Source organism: Pseudomonas sp. GM60 (assembly GCF_000282415.1).
Classification (GTDB): domain Bacteria; phylum Pseudomonadota; class Gammaproteobacteria; order Pseudomonadales; family Pseudomonadaceae; genus Aquipseudomonas; species Aquipseudomonas migulae.
This window is the reverse complement of sequence record NZ_AKJI01000079.1, coordinates 1-17,279: the sequence shown is the minus strand read 5'-3', so window position 1 is coordinate 17,279 and position 17,279 is coordinate 1. Positions and strand designations below refer to the sequence as shown.

Here is a 17,279-nt window from a genome sequence, read left to right as displayed (position 1 = left end):
CACCGAACGAAAGGGGCAAGAGCCCTTTGGTTACTTTGGGGCTTTTCCAAAGTGACTCGCCGTAAGGGCGAAACCAATAGCCGCCGTTACCCCAACAACGGATATGTACCCAATCAAAAAATGAGACCCCCACAGTATCCGTTTACAATGCCCACACCTCCCGCACCGGCCACCCCATGGACATCGACCTCGCCCGCACCTTTCTGGAAATCGTCCGCCACGGCAGCCTCGCCGCGGCCGCTGAAAAACTCCACGTCACCCAGACCGCGATCACCGCACGCGTGCAGAAACTCGAAAGCCAACTGGGCAGCACACTGTTCGTGCGCAACCGCGCCGGCGCCCGTCTGACTCCGAACGGCGAAGCATTTGTGGTGTACGCCAATCAACTGGTCGAAACCTGGGACGCCGCGCGCCGGGACTTGCCACTGCCTGAGGGTTACCACGACGTATTGCACATCGGTGGCGAAGTCAGCCTGTGCAACCCGCTGATGCTCAGCTGGGCCGGCGAGCTGCGGGAGAAGATTCCCAGCCACGCGCTGCGCATGGAGATCCGCGACGGCGAAAACCTGCTGCGCCAACTGGAACTGGGGGTGTTGGACGCGGCGCTGGTCTACCAACCGGAGTACTGGCCACGCCTGCAAGTCGAACAGGTGCTGGAGGAAAAACTGGTCCTCGTGCGGTTTCCCGGTAAACCCGATCCCTATGTCTACATCGACTGGGGCCCGGATTTCCGCCGCCAGCACGATGCGGCTCTACCGGAAAAAGCCAAGGCTGCCCTGAGCTTCAACCTCGGCCCGCTGGGCTTGCAATACATCCTTGAAAACGGCGGCAGTGGCTATTTCCGTACCCGCGTGGTCCAGAGTTATCTGGAAAGCGGCGTACTGGAACAGGTGCCCAAGGCCCCGGAGTTCAGCTACCCGACGTATCTGGTCTATTCCCGCGACCGCGACTCGGCGACCCTGCAACGGGCCTTCGACCTGCTGCGTCAAGTCATCCAGTCCGATGAAGACTGGTCGCAACGCTGGAACCCGCTGACCTGAGTCCGCTTTACACCGGATCATGGCGTTTGTGTCCTCAAGCTTCGGTCCGCCTTGCACGGCGGGATCGTCTAATCTGCTGGGACAACAATAACCACAGGTGACCGCAGTGAGGCAGACCACCGAGGCTTTTCGCAACCGCTATCGCGCTGACATTCATCCCCTCTACAACCCCTGGTTGCACGGCGCCTTTGTGCTGCTGTTCGGTTTGCTGGCCATCGGGTTGTTCTGGAGCACCGTGCACCAGGTGCAACCGCTGGAATGGCTGGCGGTGCCGCTGACGTTATTGTTCTTCAACTTTGGCGTGTACATGGTGCATCGCCACCTGGGGCATCACAAAAAGAGCTTCGCGCGGATGTTCTATGCCCGTCACGCCGGTGACCATCACAGCTTCTTTGCGCCCGGGCACATGACCTACGACAGCGCCCGTGACTGGCGGGTAATCCTGTTTCCGGCGTGGCTGATCGTGGTCCACACACTCGTCATTACCCTGCCCGTCTGGTGGCTGCTTGAGCAGTTCGATGCCAACGTCGCCGGGCTTTTCGGTGGCTGCCTGGTCCTTGGTTACCTGACTTATGAAGTGTTTCATGCCTGCGAGCACCTGCCGCCCGCGAACCCGGTCACACGCTTGCCGTGGATCCGCCAGATGCGCCGTCTGCACGAGCTGCATCACCGTCGCGAGTTGATGCAGGAACGCAACTTCAACATCGTTTTTCCGCTGATGGACTACCTGTTCGGCACGCTCTATTGGGAGCCCGAGCCGACCTACCTGACGAGAGCGCCCATGACCAGCATGCAGCATCAGATCAACATTGCCGGCAACCCGATTGACGTGCTCGCCTACGCCAGCACCGTGACCCGTTGGCCCGAATGGCACCCGTCGTCGCTCAAGGTCGATGGTCCGCGCGGCTCGCTGCATGCCGGGGCGCGGTTCGAGGAAGACATCCGCGCCGGTGGGCGCGAGGGGCATCTGAGCTGGGTGGTCGACGAGTACCTGCCCGGTCGCCGCTGGATCGCTCGGGCTCATGGTGACAATGGACTGTCGCTGGTGGTGACTTACGAATGCACGGCCGAGGGCGATGGCACGCGGTTTGTCCGTACCCTGGACTATCAGTTCAGCGGCCTGGCAATGCGCATCGCCAATCGACTGTTGCTCAAGCGGCGCATTGACCGTGAATCGGCGGCATCGATGCAGGCCTTGCGCGAGATGGTGCACAAACACCTGGCCACCGCAGGAGCCAACGCGTGAGTCGAACCGTCAAGTTTCGTCATGTCGTGTTGCTGGTGATCGTGGCCATCGCGGCCTTTCTGCTGCTGATGCCGACCAAGGTGCAACCGGTGGCCTGGACTCCACCGCCGGCGCCGTCCCTCACCAGCGGCCCCTACGCCGACAATCAACGCCTCAAAGGTGTGGAGCGTGTCGGCGCGGCGGATATCGACGGGCCGGAAGCGTTGCTGCTGGAGAACAATGCGCTCATTACGGGCCTGCATGACGGCCGTCTGATCCGCACCAGCCTCGACGGCGAAGCCACCAAGGTGCTGGCCGATACCGGCGGCCGACCGCTGGGCCTGGCGCGTCACCCCAATGGTTTGCTGGTGATCGCCGACGGGATCAAGGGCTTGCTGTCGCTGGACGCCCAGGGTCGCTTGATTCCATTGACCACAGAGGCCAACAGCGTGCCCTTCGGTTTCACTGATGACGTGGTCATCGACAAGTCGGGGCACTACGCCTATTTCAGCGATGCTTCCAGCCGCTTCGGCTATGGCAGCGATGGCGACGCGATCATCGAGCATGGCGGCGACGGTCGCTTGCTGCGTTATGACTTCCAGACCGGTAAAACCACGGTCCTGCTGGATAAGCTGGAATTCGCCAACGGCGTGACGCTGGGCCCGGACGATGCCTTTGTGCTGGTGAACGAAACCGGCGCCTATCGCATCAGCCGTTACTGGCTGAGCGGACCCAAGGCTGGCACCCACGATCTGTTTATCGACAACTTGCCGGGCTTGCCGGACAACCTGGCGTTCAATGGCCGGGACCGTTTCTGGGTGGCGCTGTATGCACCGCGCAACGCCCTGCTCGATGCCACGGCGCCGCATCCCTTCGTGCGCAAGATGATTGTGCGGGCGATGACGGTCTTGCCCAAACCCATAGAGAAACGCGGGTTTGTCCTGGGCCTGGATCTGGAGGGAAAGGTGATCGCCAATCTGCAGGATGGCAGCAGCGGCAACTACTCACCGATCACCACGGTGCGTGAATATGGGGAGTGGTTGTATTTCGGCTCGTTGAAGGCCAGGCACATGGTGCGATTGCCGCTCGCCACCGCGTTGTCGAACTGACCTGTAGGAGCTGGCTTGCCAGCGATGGCGTCATCGTGGCCACCATCGCTTCGCCAGCAAGCTGGCTCCTACAGGTTCGGTGTCGTTCAAAAGTTAACGGGGATCCATTTCGCTATGGGGTTCTGCGTTGTCGGTTTCCTTTCGGGAGCGACACGTCAGGACGGGACCTGAAGCTGTTGGACGATCTTCTCCTTGACCTGAAAGCGCTTCTCCTTGAGCTTCTTCACTGAGTCATCGCTGGACTTGGCCTGCTCTGCCTTCACCACTTCGGCATCCGCCTGCGAATACTTGTTGATCAGTGAATCCAGTAACGGATCCTTGGTGCGTTTTTGCTGGATATCTTCCTTTGAAAGTTTCAAATCCTGATAAAGGTCGTGTGGCACCGGCATGGAACACCTCCGTTTGTTGATCGGCAGCAAACGCGATCGATTGCGTTCACCAACTATCAGAATGGCCTCGGTTGGCAGGTTCTGTCGACCGCCTATCAGACCAGCGGTGTCCGTTCGTCGTCCTGGCGCTACGTATTGAGGGTTCTGGCGAGGAACGGCGCGGTTCGGCTTTTTTTGCTGCTGGCGACTTTCTGCGGCGCGCCCGCCACCACAATCTTGCCGCCCTGATCCCCGGTCCCCGGCCCGATGTCGATCACCCAGTCACTTTGGGCTACCACGCGCATTTCATGTTCGACGACGATCACCGTGTGCCCCGCCGTCACCAGCGTGTTCAACTGTTCGAGCAAGCGATCGACATCTCGCGGGTGCAACCCGGTGGTGGGTTCGTCAAGCACGTAAAGCGTTGCCCCGCGCTGGTTGCGTTGCAGTTCGGTGGCCAATTTGATGCGCTGGGCTTCGCCGCCCGACAACTCGGTCGCCGGCTGGCCGAGCCGCAGGTAACCCAGGCCGATATCGCGCAGTACTTCCAGTGAGCGGCGAATACCCGATTGCTCGGCAAACACTTCGACCGCTTCATCCACCGTCAATTGCAATACCTGTGCAATGCTCAATCCCTGCCAGGTAATCGCCAGCGTCTCGGGGTTGTAGCGGGCGCCATGGCAAGTCGGGCATGGTGCGTAGACGCTGGGCATGAACAGCAATTCGACGCTGACAAAACCCTCGCCTTCGCAGGTCGGGCAGCGACCCTTGGCGACGTTGAAGGAGAACTGACCGGCGTCGTAGCCCTTGGCTTGCGCCTCGGGCGTGGCGGCGTAGAGTTTGCGCACGTTGTCGAACAGCCCGGTGTAAGTCGCCAGATTAGAGCGCGGCGTGCGGCCGATGGGTTTCTGATCGACTTGCACCAGCCGCTTGATCGACTCCAGTCCTGCGCTGACCTGACCGCCACTGACTTGCGGTGCATCGTCCTCAAGGCTCAACTCTTCTGCCTCGCTGTCACTGGCGGCGCGCCCGAGATGCGCGCCCACCAGTTCCAGCAACGCCTGACTGACCAGGCTTGATTTACCGGAACCCGAAACGCCGGTCACCGAGGTGAAACAGCCCAGCGGAAACTCGACGCTGAGGTTATTCAGGTTGTTGCGAGTGATGCCTTCCAGCCGTAGCCAATCGGCCGGCTTGCGGCTGGCTCGCGGCAGCCTGACCTGATCGGCGAACAGGTAGGCGCGGGTCTGCGAGTGCGTTACGTCGGCCAGGCCCTGCGGTGGACCGCTGTACAGAATCCGGCCGCCATGCTCGCCCGCCGCCGGCCCGACATCGATCAGCCAGTCGGCGCGGCGCATGGTTTCCAGATCATGCTCGACCACAAACAGCGTGTTGCCCGCCGCTTTCAAACGTTGCAGGGCTTCGAACAACGCTTCGCCATCCGCCGGGTGCAGACCGGCCGACGGTTCGTCCAGCACGTAAATCACCCCGAACAGCTGCGAACCCAATTGCGTCGCCAGACGCAGGCGCTGCAACTCGCCGGACGACAACGTCGGCGTGCTGCGCTCCAGTGCCAGGTAACCGAGCCCCAGGTCCGTCAACGTGCTGACCCGCTCCAGCAAATCCTGGGCGATGCGTTGCGCGGCCAGGCGTTTTTCCACCGACAGGTTCGGCGTGTGGCGCACATCCGGTGCATGGGCGTGACCACTGGCGCCGTGGGCCACTCGCTGCTCACGGGCCTCGCGGGTCTGCTCATGGGTCAAGACCTCGCCCGCTTCATCGGCTTGGTCGAGGTAACTGTGTGCCGCCACTGGTTTCAATACGTCGGCCACTTGCAGCAATGGCATTTGCGCCAACTCGCCAATGTCGTAACCGGCAAAGGTCACCGACAACGCCTCGCGTTTCAGGCGCTTGCCGTCGCACAGCGGGCAGGGGCTGCCGAGCATGAATTGCGAGACGCGCTTCTTCATCAGCGCACTTTGCGAGTGGGTGAACGTGTGCAGGATGTAGCGCCGGGCACCGGTGAAGGTGCCCTGGTAACTCGGCTCCATGTTGCGCTTGAGCGCGACTTTGGTTTCTTCGGGTGTGAGCCCGGCATACACCGGAACGGTCGGGGTTTCTTCGGTGAAAAGAATCCAGTCGCGGAGCTTTTTCGGCAGGTCACGCCAGGGTTTATCGACGTCGTAGCCCATGGTGACGAGGATGTCCCGCAGGTTCTGTCCTTGCCACGCCGTGGGCCAGGAAGCGACCGCGCGTTGGCGAATGGTCAGGCTCGGGTCCGGGACCATCAGCGCTTCGGTGACTTCATAGACCCGGCCCAAACCATGACATTCAGGGCAGGCGCCCTGGGGCGTGTTCGGTGAAAAGTCTTCGGCGTAGAGCATCGGTTGCCCCGGCGGATAGCTGCCGGCGCGCGAATACAGCATGCGGATCAGGCTCGACAACGTGGTCACGCTGCCCACCGAAGACCGCGTGCTCGGCGTGCCCCGTTGTTGTTGCAAGGCGACCGCTGGCGGCAGGCCTTCGATGGAGTCGACATCCGGCACACCGACCTGGTCGATCAGACGCCGCGCATACGGCGCCACGGATTCGAAATAACGGCGTTGCGCTTCGGCGTACAGGGTCGAAAACGCCAGGGATGACTTCCCTGAACCGGAGACGCCGGTGAACACCACCAGCGCATCACGGGGGATATCGACGTCGATGTTCTTGAGGTTGTGCTCACGGGCCCCGCGTACCCTGACCATGCCGGAAGGAGGATTGGAGGTGCGCTTTGAAGTCATCAGGTGGCCTTGATCAAAAAGTTCGAAGGATTAACGCATTGCCAGGAATTTACGCAGATCCAAACTGTAGGAGCCGGCTTGCTGGCGATGGCGATTTCAAGTACGCCATCGCCAGCAAGCCGGCTCCTACAATTGGATCGGGGTTCAGCCGTTGAGGACGGTGCGGACCATTCGGGTCAGCGCCTCGGGACCATAGGGTTTGCTCAGCAAAAAGGTATCGGGGCTGAGCTGGTGATTGCGCGAAATAATGTCACGAGTGTGGCCGGACGTGAACAGTACGGCCACCGGTGGCGTTTGCACTTTGGCCCAGGCGGCCAGGTCCGAGCTTTTGATCAGGCCGGGCATGACCACGTCGGTAAAAATCAGCTGAACCACCACGCCGTCGAGCAACATCTGCATGGCCGCATCACCGTTGGCGGCGGTCAGAACCTGATAGCCCTCCTCGCTCAATAATTCCACCGCCGAAGCACGCACCGCTTCATTGTCCTCGACCACCAAAATGGTTTCATGCCCACCGCGTTGCTGCGTGTCATGGGTCGCTGTTTCACTGAGCAACGGGCGCAGGCTGCGCGGAAAATACAGCTGCACCCGAGTGCCCTGTCCTTCGACGCTGGACATCTCGATGTGCCCGTCACTCTGTTTGACGAAACCGAACACCATGCTCAACCCCAACCCCGTACCCTGACCATCGGCCTTGGTGGTGAAAAACGGTTCAAACGCTTGCGCAAGCACTTGCGGTGGCATGCCGAGGCCGGTATCCGCCACGGCGACGCGCACGTAATCGCCAGGCGAAATACCTTTGCCCGCGCAAAACTTGCGGTCGAGGGTAACGTTCTCGGCGCTCAATTCAATGGTGCCTTCGCCCGCCATGGCGTCACGGGCATTGATCGCGAGATTGAGAATGGCGTTTTCCAGTTGGTTGCGATCAACGTTGATGTGCCAGGACGCTTGAGGCAACCGCACATCGATCTGGATGGTTTCGCCCAACGCCCGTTGCAGCAGCTCGCCCAGGCCTTCGAAGATCTGCCGTGGGTCGCAGACCGCCGGCGACAGCGGCTGACGGCGGGCGAAGGCGAGCAACTGCGAAGACAGTTTCGCGCCCCGCTCCACCGCCGCAATCGACGCCGAGACCCGACGCTGCACGTTGGCATTGTCCGGTTCATGCCGCGCCAGCAGGTGCAGGTTGCCGGCGATCACTTGCAGCAGGTTATTGAAGTCATGGGCCACGCCCCCCGTGAGACCGCCGATGGCTTCGAGCTTCTGCGACTGACGCAGTTGCTCTTCCGCCGCCAGCCGCGCTTCGACTTCGTCGGCGACGCGCTGCTCCAGGTTTCGGGTGAATTTGAGCAGGGATTCTTCGGCGGTCTTGCGTTCGTGGATGTCGATCAACACGCCGGGAAAGCGGAACGGCTCACCCTGCTCATCGAATTCGCAGCAACCGCTGGCCTGCACCCACAGGTAACTGCCGTCGGGACGCAGGACCCGATATTCGGCGTTGAAAGGCTCACCGGTGGTGATGGATTGATTGACTTGCTCATTGACCCAACTGCGGTCGTCGGGATGAATCCGCTCTTCGGCGAATTCCGTTGGCAGGTTGCCCAGGTCATGCTCGGCCGGGAAGGAAAAGGTCCGGGCAAAGCGTTCATCGCCGGAGAGCCGATTGCCTTTGATGTCCCAGACGAACGAGCCGAGCAAGGCACCGGCGTTCAACGCCAGGCGCACCCGTTCATTGTCGGCGTGATAGGCGTCTTCGGCCTCCTGGCGCCGGCGTTCGGAGATCACATGCTCCGTGGTTTCGACCACCATCGCCATGACCCCGGCCGGCGTCCCCTCGTCATTCGCCACCGGACTGTAATAGAGGTCCAGCCAGACGTTTTCAGGGACGCCGTCGCGCAACAGCACCAGCTCTTTGTTGCGATAGGACAACGTGCCGCCCGCCAGGCAAGTGTTGACTACGTGACGATTGAATTCGGCGACTTCCGGCCAGCCCAGCTCCACCGGTGAGCCCAACAGATAAGGATGTCGGCCACCGGCGAACGACGAGTACGCATCGTTATAGATCATGTAACCGGGGCGGCCCCAGAGCATCACCATCGGCAGCGGCGACGCGAGCAACAATTGCACCGCGCTGCACAGGCTGGCGGGCCAGGTCTCCAGGCTTCCCAGTTCAGTGCGACGCCAGTCGAACGCACGGATGCGTCCGGCCATTTCACCGTTCCATCCAGCACACCCGTGGCTATCGTCTAGAAACTGCATCGACTGGCTCTGTGTCCTGTGATTGGCGCCCGTTTGTTTCGAGCACTGCGGATGCCAATGGTTTCATAGAGGTTAGCTGATTCTGACGGCAATCTTTGCCCACCACAGATCCCTGTGGGAGCGAGCCTGCTCGCGAATGCTATTTGACATTCAACAATGATGTCGGCTGACACGACGCCATCGCGAGCAGGCTCGCTCCCACAAGGTGCAGCTTCAGATTCAGGTTTTGTGGCTAAACCTCGATCAGGTGTTTGAGCGGGTGATACCCCGTTTTCAACGTGGCCGCGACGTCCAGGATCGCCTTCTCGATGCCGTTCAAATGGATGCAGGTCAGTTCGATGGCGGCGCTCTGATTGCCGGCCTCGATGTACTCGATCAGGCGCAGGTGCTCATCGTCGCGGCAGGCTTCGTGGCTGTCGTCGTCCAGCGCGGCAGCGTACAGCGAGGCGCGGGAGATCAGTTTGCGGAACCAGTCCAGCAACACCGGATTGTTCAGGCTTTGCGCGAGTTTGATGTGGAACTCGCCGAGCAGATGAATCAGTCGTTCATGGTCGCCGTTGCGGTGCGCTTCATCCTCGAGCAACAGGTGATCGCGCAGGTCCCGGGTCACGGCGGTGTCACGACGCCGGCAGAGTTCGGTGACGATGCCGATCTCGATCAGGCGTCGCGTTTCAAACAGCGAACGGATCTCTTCATCGCTGGGCAACGACACCGATGCACCCTTATTGGGCTCGGTCGTCACCAATCCATCCGCCTCCAACTGCTTGAGCGCGGCACGAACCGACGTTCGGCTGACATTAAAAAGTTCGGCCAGCGAAGTCTCCCCAAGCTTCATGCCAGGACGCAGCGAACGCTTGCTGATCGCCTCGTAAACCCCTTGGTAGACGCGGTCGACCGTGGTCTCGAGTTTCTTCTCGGTCATCTCAACACTCCTTTAGCGCTAAACAACCGGCCCCAGGCGATGAGCAGCCTTTGAAAAAGGGGGTTGCACGAGCAGATTAATCCGGTTATTTGTAGATTGCATCCAGATATTGCATACAATAATTAGAGGATCGCACCATTATGGGTCAACCAATAGCAATCGAAGTGCGTAACGTCTCCAAGCGGTATTCCGACGATCCGGGGCTGGCTCCAGCCCTCGACAACGTGTCAGTCGACATTGCCGACAACGAATTCTTCACCCTGCTCGGCCCGTCCGGCTGTGGCAAAACCACCCTGCTGCGCACCATCGCCGGTTTCGAACACGTCAGCGATGGCGAGATCCGTCTCGCCGGCGAACCGGTCAACGACCTGCCGCCGTTCAAGCGCCGGGTCAATACCGTCTTCCAGAGCTATGCGCTGTTTCCGCATATGAGCGTCGCGCAGAATATCGCCTTCGGGCTCGAGATGCAGGGCCTTGATCACAAGGTTATTCCTCGGCGTGTCGATGAGATGCTGGCGCTGGTGCAAATGCAACACCTGGCCAGACGCAAACCCGCCGAGTTGTCCGGTGGCCAGCAACAACGCGTGGCTCTGGCGCGCGCCCTGGCGCCAAAACCGAAAGTGTTGCTGCTCGACGAACCCCTGTCGGCGCTCGACCTCAAGCTGCGTAAAGAAATGCAGGTCGAACTCAAGCGCGTGCAGAAAGAAGCCGGGATCACCTTCATTTTCGTCACCCACGATCAGGAAGAAGCCCTGACCCTGTCTGACCGCATTGCCGTGATGTCCGCCGGCAAGATCCTGCAGATCGGTACACCCAACGATATTTACGAACGGCCGCAGCATCAGTTCGTCGCCCAGTTCATCGGCGACATCAATTTCCTGCCCGGTCATCTCAAACGCGGCCAGCAGAACGAAAAACTCTTCGTGCCCAGCGGCATGCCGGTGGAGATCCCCTGCCCGGCCCAGGGTTTCGACGGCAACAACGTGCAACTGGCGTTCCGCCCGGAGCGCTCGCAACTGGTCGACGTCGGGCAGCCTCATCACCTGCGCGGCGTGATCGAAGCGGTGTTGTATGTCGGCACCGCGACGCTTTATCAGTGCCGCTTGAACAACGACATCAAGGTCATGTTGCGCGAGAACAACGAAGGCCTGAACCGTGGCCGGGTGGTGGGTGATCGTGTCGCGGTCAATCTGCCGCCCCACGCCTGCCTGTTGATGGAGGCCTGAGATGAGCGTCAGCAGCACTTCCCCCGCTCTCAACCGCGTGCTGTTGCTCAGCCCGGTGGTTCTGACTTTGCTGGCACTGATCGCAATTCCGCTGGGCATCATGGGCTACATCAGCCTGTTGCCGCGCAACGTCTACGGCGGCGTCGACTGGCAAGCCAACTGGCAATTGCAAAGCTACGTGCAGCTGTTTTTCCAGGAAGGATTCGACGGTGAACTGGAGCTGAACTGGGTCTACGCACAGGCCTTGTTGCGCTCGGTGTTCCAGGCCGGCGGCACGACGTTGTTGTGTTTCCTGTTCGGTTTCCCGGTGGCGTTGTGGATGTCGAGCCTGACCCCGCGCCGGCGCAACCTCATGGTCTTGCTGATCACCATTCCGTTCTGGACCAACCTGCTGATCCGCAACTACGCGTGGCTGATCATCCTGCGCGAACACGGTTGGGTCGCGCAGAGCCTCAACACGCTGTTCCCGCAGGCGGGCGGCATCACCCTGCTATACAACGACTTCGCCGTCAGCGTCGGGCTGGTTTATAGCTTCCTGCCGTTCATGATTTTGCCGATCTATTCGACCCTGGAAAAACTCGACTGGCGCCTGGTGGAAGCGGCCTACGACCTGGGCGCCAACCGCTGGCACGCGCTGAAGCGAATCATCCTGCCGCTGTCGATGCCCGGTGTGATTGCCGGCGCGTTGCTGGTGTTCGTGCCGAGCTTGGGCGCCTTCATCACCCCGGCGATTCTCGGCGGCGGCAAGACGCTGATGATCGGCAACCTGATCCAGCAACAGTTCGGCACCGCGCGCAACTGGCCGCTGGGCAGTTCGCTGTCGTTCCTGTTGTTGGGGATTCTGCTGCTGTCGCTGGTGGGTTACGCCCTCTATAGCCGCAGCGCCGCCAAAACTCTACGCCGGGGAGCCACCGCATGATCGCCCTGCACCTGAAAAAACTGCCGCTGACCCGCGAAGTCAGCCTGCTGATCCTGGCCTATCTGTACGTGCCGATCTTCGTGCTGATCGCCTACAGCTTCAACGCCAACCGCTCGGCGACGGTGTGGACCGAGTTTTCGTTCGCCTGGTACGGGCGGATTCTAGCCAACCCGTCGATCCAGACCGCAGCGCTGAACTCGATCATCGTCGCCAGCATCGCCACGGTCTGCGCCACGGCCATTGCGCTGCTCGCGGCGCTGGCGACTTACCGGCCGTTCTATGGACAGAAAATGGTCGAGGGCGGGATCAACCTGCCGCTGATCCTGCCGGAGATCGTCACCGCTGTTGCCACCCTGCTGCTGTTCATGGCGCTGGGGATCAAGCTCGGTTTGCTGACGGTGATTGTCGCGCACGTCGGCTTCTGCATTCCCTTCGCGTACCTGCCGATTCGCGCGCGGCTCAATGATCTCGACAAAAGCCTGCTGGAGGCAGCGAACGATTTGTACGCCAACCCGTGGCAGGTGTTTCGCCGGGTGACGTTACCGCTGTTGTGGCCGGCGGTTTTGTCCGGTTCGGTGCTGGCGTTCGTGGTCAGCCTCGACGATTTCATCATGACGTTCTTTGTCGCCGGGCCGGGTTCGACGACCTTGCCGGTGTACATCTTCTCGGCGATCAAGGCCGGCGTGACGCCGGAGATCAACGCGATCTCGACCCTGATGCTGGTGATTTCCATCGTGCTGGTGGTGCTGGCCTTCTGGCTGGGACAGCGCGGCAAAAACCAATAAATCCTGGAGCGCACAAAAACATGAAAATGAAAAAACTGTGTTTCGCCGTCACCGGTCTGGCCCTGAGTTGCTTCACGGCGTTCAGCGCCCAGGCCGCCGAGCCCAAGGAGTTGTTCTTCTACAACTGGACCGATTACTACCCGGTGGACCTGCTGGCCAAATTCGAAAAGGAGACCGGCATCAAGGTCACCATGGACGGCTACGACAGCAACGAAACCCTGCTCGCCAAATTGCAGGCCGGTGGTGCGGCGTATGACGTGATCGTGCCGTCGCAGTCGATCATGCGCACGCTGATCAATCAGAACCTGCTGCTGGAAATCGACGCATCGGCCCTGCCCAATTTCCAGCACGTCAAACCGGCGTTCCGCGACCCGAGCTTCGACCCTGGCCGCAAGTTTTCGGCGCCGTACCTGTGGGGCACTACCGGTTTTTCCTATGACAGCGCACGCGTGCCGGGCGGCAAACTGGACGATTCGTGGAAGGAATTCTTCGAGCCACGCAAGGAACTGCAAGGCCAGCTCGCAGCGCTCGACACCTCCAGCAGCGTGATCAACGCCGCCAGCCACTATCTGAACGTCGACGAGTGCAGCGAAAACCCGCAGGACGCCAAGCGCATTCTGGAACTGCTGCAAAAGCAGAAACCGTTCCTGAAGATGTACAGCTCGGACAACACCGTCGACCGCATGGCCTCCGGTGAAGTGATCATGATGCAAAACTGGAACGGCTCCACCGCCCGGGCCACGTTGCAGAAGAGCAGCATCAAGTACGTGTATCCGCGTGAAGGCCTGGCGATGTTCCAGGACAACTTCGCCGTACCGAAAAGCGCCCCGCACCCCGGCAACGCGAAGATCTTCATCGACTGGATGATGAAACCGGAAAACGCCGCCGCCGTGTCCAATGCAATCGCCTACGACAACGGCATTCAGAGCGACAAGCTGATCGACGCCAAATGGCGGGTGATGGACGCGATCAACATGCCCGACGAGTTCGCCTCGCGCCTGCGCCCTGAGAAAGAGTGCAGCAACAAGGCGCGGGAGCTGCAGGACCGGATCTGGTCGAAGCTCAAGGGCTGATTGCTCGGCTTGAGACCGAGTTGCGGCCTTCGCGGGCAAGCCTCGCTCCTACAAGAGCAGCGCAGGACCTGTAGGAGCGAGGCTTGCCCGCGAAGAGGCCTGCCCAAACACCACAAAGCTTGAGGTATGCAATGAATCACCCCCGCTGGCTGCGCAACGTGCGGCCCTACGGTTCCACCGCTGAAGACCTGCTGATCGAAAACGGCCTGTTCAAACAACGCCGTCCGGCATCGTCCGCACCACTGAATGCCACCGACATCGACGGCCAGAACCAACTGCTCACCCCGGCCCTGGTGGAAAGCCACGTCCACCTCGACAAAACCCTCTGGGGCCAACCCTGGCGCCCGAACAGCGCCGGGCCGACGCTCAAGGACTACATCGCCAACGAGCGCCGCGTGCTGCGTGAAATCGACAGCCCCATCGCCGAGCGTGCCGGCGCCCTGCTGGAAAACTGCATCGCCCGTGGTTCGCTGACCATGCGTTGCCACGTCGACATTGACCCGGATTTCGGCCTGCGTCATGTCGAAGCCATGCAACAACTGCGCGAACGCTACCGCGACCTGATCGACCTGCAACTGGTGGTATTCCCGCAAACCGGCCTGATCAGCCGCCCCGGCACCGCCGAGCTGATGCGCGAGGCCATGGCCATGGGCGTGGAAAACGTCGGGGGCCTCGACCCGTGCGGCATCGACAACGACCCCGTCGCGCAACTGGATTTCGTGTTCAAACTGGCCAGCGAATTCGACCGTGGTGTCGATATTCACCTGCACGACAAAGGTGAGCTGGGCCTGTGGCAAATCGCGCTGATCGCCGATTACACCGAGCATTTCGGGCGCCATGGCCGAGTGATGATCAGCCACGCCTATTGCCTCGGGATGTTGCCTTGGAGCCAGGTCAAACCCGTGGCCGAACGCTTGGCGGCGTTGGGCATTTCGTTGATGAGTTCGGCACCGGCCGATTGCGCGGTGCCGCCGTTCCTGGCGTTGCGCGAGGCCGGGGTCAACGTGTGCCTGGGTTCGGACGGCATCCGCGACGCCTGGTCGCCCATGGGCAACGGCGACATGCTGGAACGGGCGATGCTGCTGGCATTCCGTTTCGACTTGAACAAGGACGAGGAACTGGCGGCGGCGTTTGCAGCGGCGACGGTGAATGGTGCGCTGGCGTTGGGCTGCGAGGATTATGGCGTGGAGCTCGGTCAACCGGCGGACTTCCTGTTGATGCCGGTGCAGACGCTGGGTGAAGCCGTGGTGGCTCGGCCGCCGCGACAGGTCTATCGGCGCGGCGAGCTGATTGCCGCAGGTGGTCGACTGTTGGAAAGCCGGTTGTGAAGCGCATCGGCCTGAAAAGCAACTGCGTGGTCGGCTTCGACGGCACGCAGCATGTGCTGTGGCGCGACGGCGAAGTGGTGTTCGAGGGCTCGCGCATTGTGTTTGTCGGGCGCGGCTATTCGGGGCCGGTGGATCAGTGGATCGATTACGGCAACGCGTTGATCGGTCCCGGCTTCATCGATCTGGATGCACTCGGCGACCTCGATTCCACGGTGCTGACGCTGGACAACGGCGATGAACGCGACATGGGGCGGATGTGGTCCGAGGACTATCTGGCGGCAGGTCCGCAGGAGAGTTACAGCGCGGATGAAGAGGTTTTCAAATACCGCTACGCCTTCACGCAATTGATCCGCAACGGCATCACCACCGCCATGCCGATCACCTCGATGTATTACCGCGAGTGGGCCGAGACCTACGACGAATTTGCTGCGGTGGCTGGCGTGGCGGCCGAGCTGGGACTGCGGACTTACCTCGGGCCCTGCTACATGAGTGGCATGAGTTATTGGCGCGCCGATGGCAGCCTCGGGCATCACTGGGATGAAGCGCGGGGCTTGGCCGGGCTCGACGCTGCGACCCGTTTTTTCCAGGATTTCGACGGTGCACATGACGGTTTGATTCGCGGCGCGCTGCTGCCGGATCGCATCCAGACCTGCACCCCGGCGCTGTTGCAACGCACCGCCGCTCTGAGCCGCGAGCTGAACGCGCCGATGCGCTTGCATTGCTGTCAGGGCCTCGGCGAAGTGGCGATGGTCGAGCAGTTGCGGGGTGTTTCGCCGCTGGCCTGGCTGGAGCAGTTGAACCTGCTGACCCCGCGCAGCCTGTTGCCCCACGGCATTTACACCCAAGGTGATGCAGACCTGCAACGGCTGGTGGATGGCGGCGCGAGCCTGGTGCATTGCCCGGTGGTGTTTGCCCGGGACGGCGAGGCGTTGAACTCGTTCGGACGCTATCGGGCCAAGGGCATCAACTTTGCGCTGGGCACCGACACCTGGCCGGCGGACCTGCTGGAGAACATGCGTCAGGGGTTGAACATCGCTCGCTTGATGGAGGGCGGCGGTTCGCTGACCAGCGCCCTGGACTTTTACAACGCCGCCACGCTCGGGGGCGCCAAGGCTTTGGGGCGTGATGACATCGGTCGTCTGGCGCCGGGAGCCAAGGCCGACATCACGGTGTTCAGCCTTCGCGGCCTGCACCTCGGGCCGTTGTTCGATCCATTGAAAAACCTGGTGCTGGCCGGACGCGGTGACGACTGCATCGCCAGCTACATCGATGGCCGCTGCGTGATGCAGGACGGACAGGTTCAAGGCGCCGACTACCCCGCCCTGCAACGCCAGGCCCAACGACAATTCGAAACACTGATGCGCAGCCACAGCGACCGGGCCTTCGGTCGACCGGACTGGAAAAGCCTGTTCAAACCGGCCATCCCGTTCGCCGATGACTACAGCGCACAAGCGCCGCTGAGCGCGATTGATCCCCTTCCTTAGAGATTTCTGCCCATGCAAAGCTTCGACTTCAGCACCCTCAGTGCGCGGGACAAATACAAGATTCTGATCGGCAGCGTAGTGCCTCGGCCCATCGCGCTGGTCACCACGATTGATGGCGAAGGACGGATCAACGCCGCGCCGTTCAGCTTCTTCAATGCGCTGTCCGCCGACCCGCCGATCCTCGCACTGGGCGTGGAAAACTATGGGGACCAGAGCCCCAAGGACACCACGCGCAATATCCAGCTCAATCAGGAATTCACCGTCAATATCGTCAGTGATGCGCTGGTGGAAGCGATGAATGTCTGCGCCGTGCCTTTCGCTCCCGGGTTCGACGAACTGACCGCCGCCGGACTCACTGCGATTCCCGGCACCACGGTCAAATGCCCGCGGATCGGCGAGGCGCCCGTGGCGCTGGAATGCCGACGGATGATGGCGTTGTCCATCGGGCAGTCGCGGGAGATTATTTTCGGCGAAGTGCTGATGGCGCATGTGCGGGATGAACTGATCGACCCGAAAACCCTGTACATCGATCAGCTGGGGCTTGATGCGATCGGGCGAATGGGTGGACATGGGTATGCGCGTACGCGGGATTACTTCGATTTGCCGACCCGGTCGTTGCAGGCCTGGACGGATGCGCCGGGCGGTGGCGAGCGGTTTTGGCCAGAGGCTAAATAATCAGAGAATCACCACGACCTGTAGGAGCGGCCGGGCGGCGTTCCGTTTGCTGGCGAAGCGGTGGTGGCCGTTATGACGCCATCGCC

Annotated in this window: 14 protein-coding genes; 10 read left to right on the top strand and 4 right to left on the bottom strand. The window is 61.3% G+C overall.

The window, feature by feature from the left end; translation table 11 throughout:
• The first annotated feature begins 176 nt into the window (after positions 1-176).
• The 3 genes from PMI32_RS09590 (at position 177) to PMI32_RS09600 (ending at position 3,374) form a co-directional block, all read left to right on the top strand.
• A complete protein-coding gene (locus PMI32_RS09590) occupies positions 177-1,040 on the top strand; it encodes a LysR family transcriptional regulator (protein ID WP_008031541.1) in 864 nt (287 codons plus the stop codon).
• A 106-nt stretch (positions 1,041-1,146) separates the two neighbouring features.
• On the top strand, positions 1,147-2,286 hold the full coding sequence (locus PMI32_RS09595; protein WP_008031539.1) for an SRPBCC family protein: 1,140 nt from the start codon (positions 1,147-1,149) through the stop codon (positions 2,284-2,286).
• The gene (locus PMI32_RS09600; protein WP_008031538.1) at positions 2,283-3,374 is read left to right on the top strand and encodes an SMP-30/gluconolactonase/LRE family protein; all 1,092 of its coding nucleotides are present in this window, start codon (positions 2,283-2,285) and stop codon (positions 3,372-3,374) included. Before PMI32_RS09595 ends, PMI32_RS09600 begins: the two co-directional genes overlap by 4 nt.
• Positions 3,375-3,529: 155 nt before the next feature.
• On the opposite strand, the gene PMI32_RS09605 is transcribed toward PMI32_RS09600, so the two are convergent.
• From PMI32_RS09605 to PMI32_RS09620, 4 genes are all read right to left on the bottom strand, one after another.
• Complete coding sequence (locus PMI32_RS09605) at positions 3,530-3,763, bottom strand: hypothetical protein (protein ID WP_008031536.1); 234 nt, start codon at positions 3,761-3,763, stop codon at positions 3,530-3,532.
• 128 nt (positions 3,764-3,891) lie between these two features.
• Positions 3,892-6,525, bottom strand: coding sequence for an excinuclease ABC subunit UvrA (locus PMI32_RS09610; protein ID WP_008031534.1), 2,634 nt, complete (start codon positions 6,523-6,525; stop codon positions 3,892-3,894).
• A gap of 144 nt (positions 6,526-6,669) precedes the next feature.
• Entirely contained in the window at positions 6,670-8,733 is a 2,064-nt protein-coding gene (locus tag PMI32_RS09615) for a hybrid sensor histidine kinase/response regulator (protein ID WP_008031531.1), read from the bottom strand.
• Between the two features lie 280 nt (positions 8,734-9,013).
• Complete coding sequence (locus PMI32_RS09620) at positions 9,014-9,703, bottom strand: GntR family transcriptional regulator (protein ID WP_008031530.1); 690 nt, start codon at positions 9,701-9,703, stop codon at positions 9,014-9,016.
• 140 nt (positions 9,704-9,843) lie between these two features.
• Here PMI32_RS09620 and PMI32_RS09625 point away from each other — a divergent pair, with 140 nt between their 5' ends.
• The 7 genes from PMI32_RS09625 (at position 9,844) to PMI32_RS09655 (ending at position 17,193) form a co-directional block, all read left to right on the top strand.
• A complete protein-coding gene (locus PMI32_RS09625; RefSeq protein WP_008031528.1) occupies positions 9,844-10,929 on the top strand; it encodes an ABC transporter ATP-binding protein in 1,086 nt (361 codons plus the stop codon).
• A 1-nt stretch (position 10,930) separates the two neighbouring features.
• A complete protein-coding gene (locus tag PMI32_RS09630) occupies positions 10,931-11,848 on the top strand; it encodes an ABC transporter permease (protein WP_008031526.1) in 918 nt (305 codons plus the stop codon).
• Positions 11,845-12,633 (top strand): ABC transporter permease, encoded by a 789-nt coding sequence (locus tag PMI32_RS09635; RefSeq protein ID WP_008031524.1) that lies wholly within the window; start codon positions 11,845-11,847, stop codon positions 12,631-12,633. The genes PMI32_RS09630 and PMI32_RS09635 overlap by 4 nt, the downstream gene beginning before the upstream one ends.
• 20 nt (positions 12,634-12,653) lie before the next feature.
• A complete protein-coding gene (locus tag PMI32_RS09640) occupies positions 12,654-13,706 on the top strand; it encodes an extracellular solute-binding protein (protein WP_008031523.1) in 1,053 nt (350 codons plus the stop codon).
• A gap of 131 nt (positions 13,707-13,837) precedes the next feature.
• Positions 13,838-15,034 carry an amidohydrolase family protein gene (locus tag PMI32_RS09645; RefSeq protein WP_008031521.1) on the top strand — a complete coding sequence of 399 codons (1,197 nt, stop codon included), beginning with the start codon at positions 13,838-13,840 and terminating at the stop codon, positions 15,032-15,034.
• Entirely contained in the window at positions 15,031-16,518 is a 1,488-nt protein-coding gene (locus PMI32_RS09650; protein ID WP_008031519.1) for an amidohydrolase family protein, read from the top strand. Before PMI32_RS09645 ends, PMI32_RS09650 begins: the two co-directional genes overlap by 4 nt.
• A gap of 12 nt (positions 16,519-16,530) precedes the next feature.
• The gene (locus PMI32_RS09655; RefSeq protein WP_008031517.1) at positions 16,531-17,193 is read left to right on the top strand and encodes a flavin reductase family protein; all 663 of its coding nucleotides are present in this window, start codon (positions 16,531-16,533) and stop codon (positions 17,191-17,193) included.
• Positions 17,194-17,279: the final 86 nt, after the last annotated feature.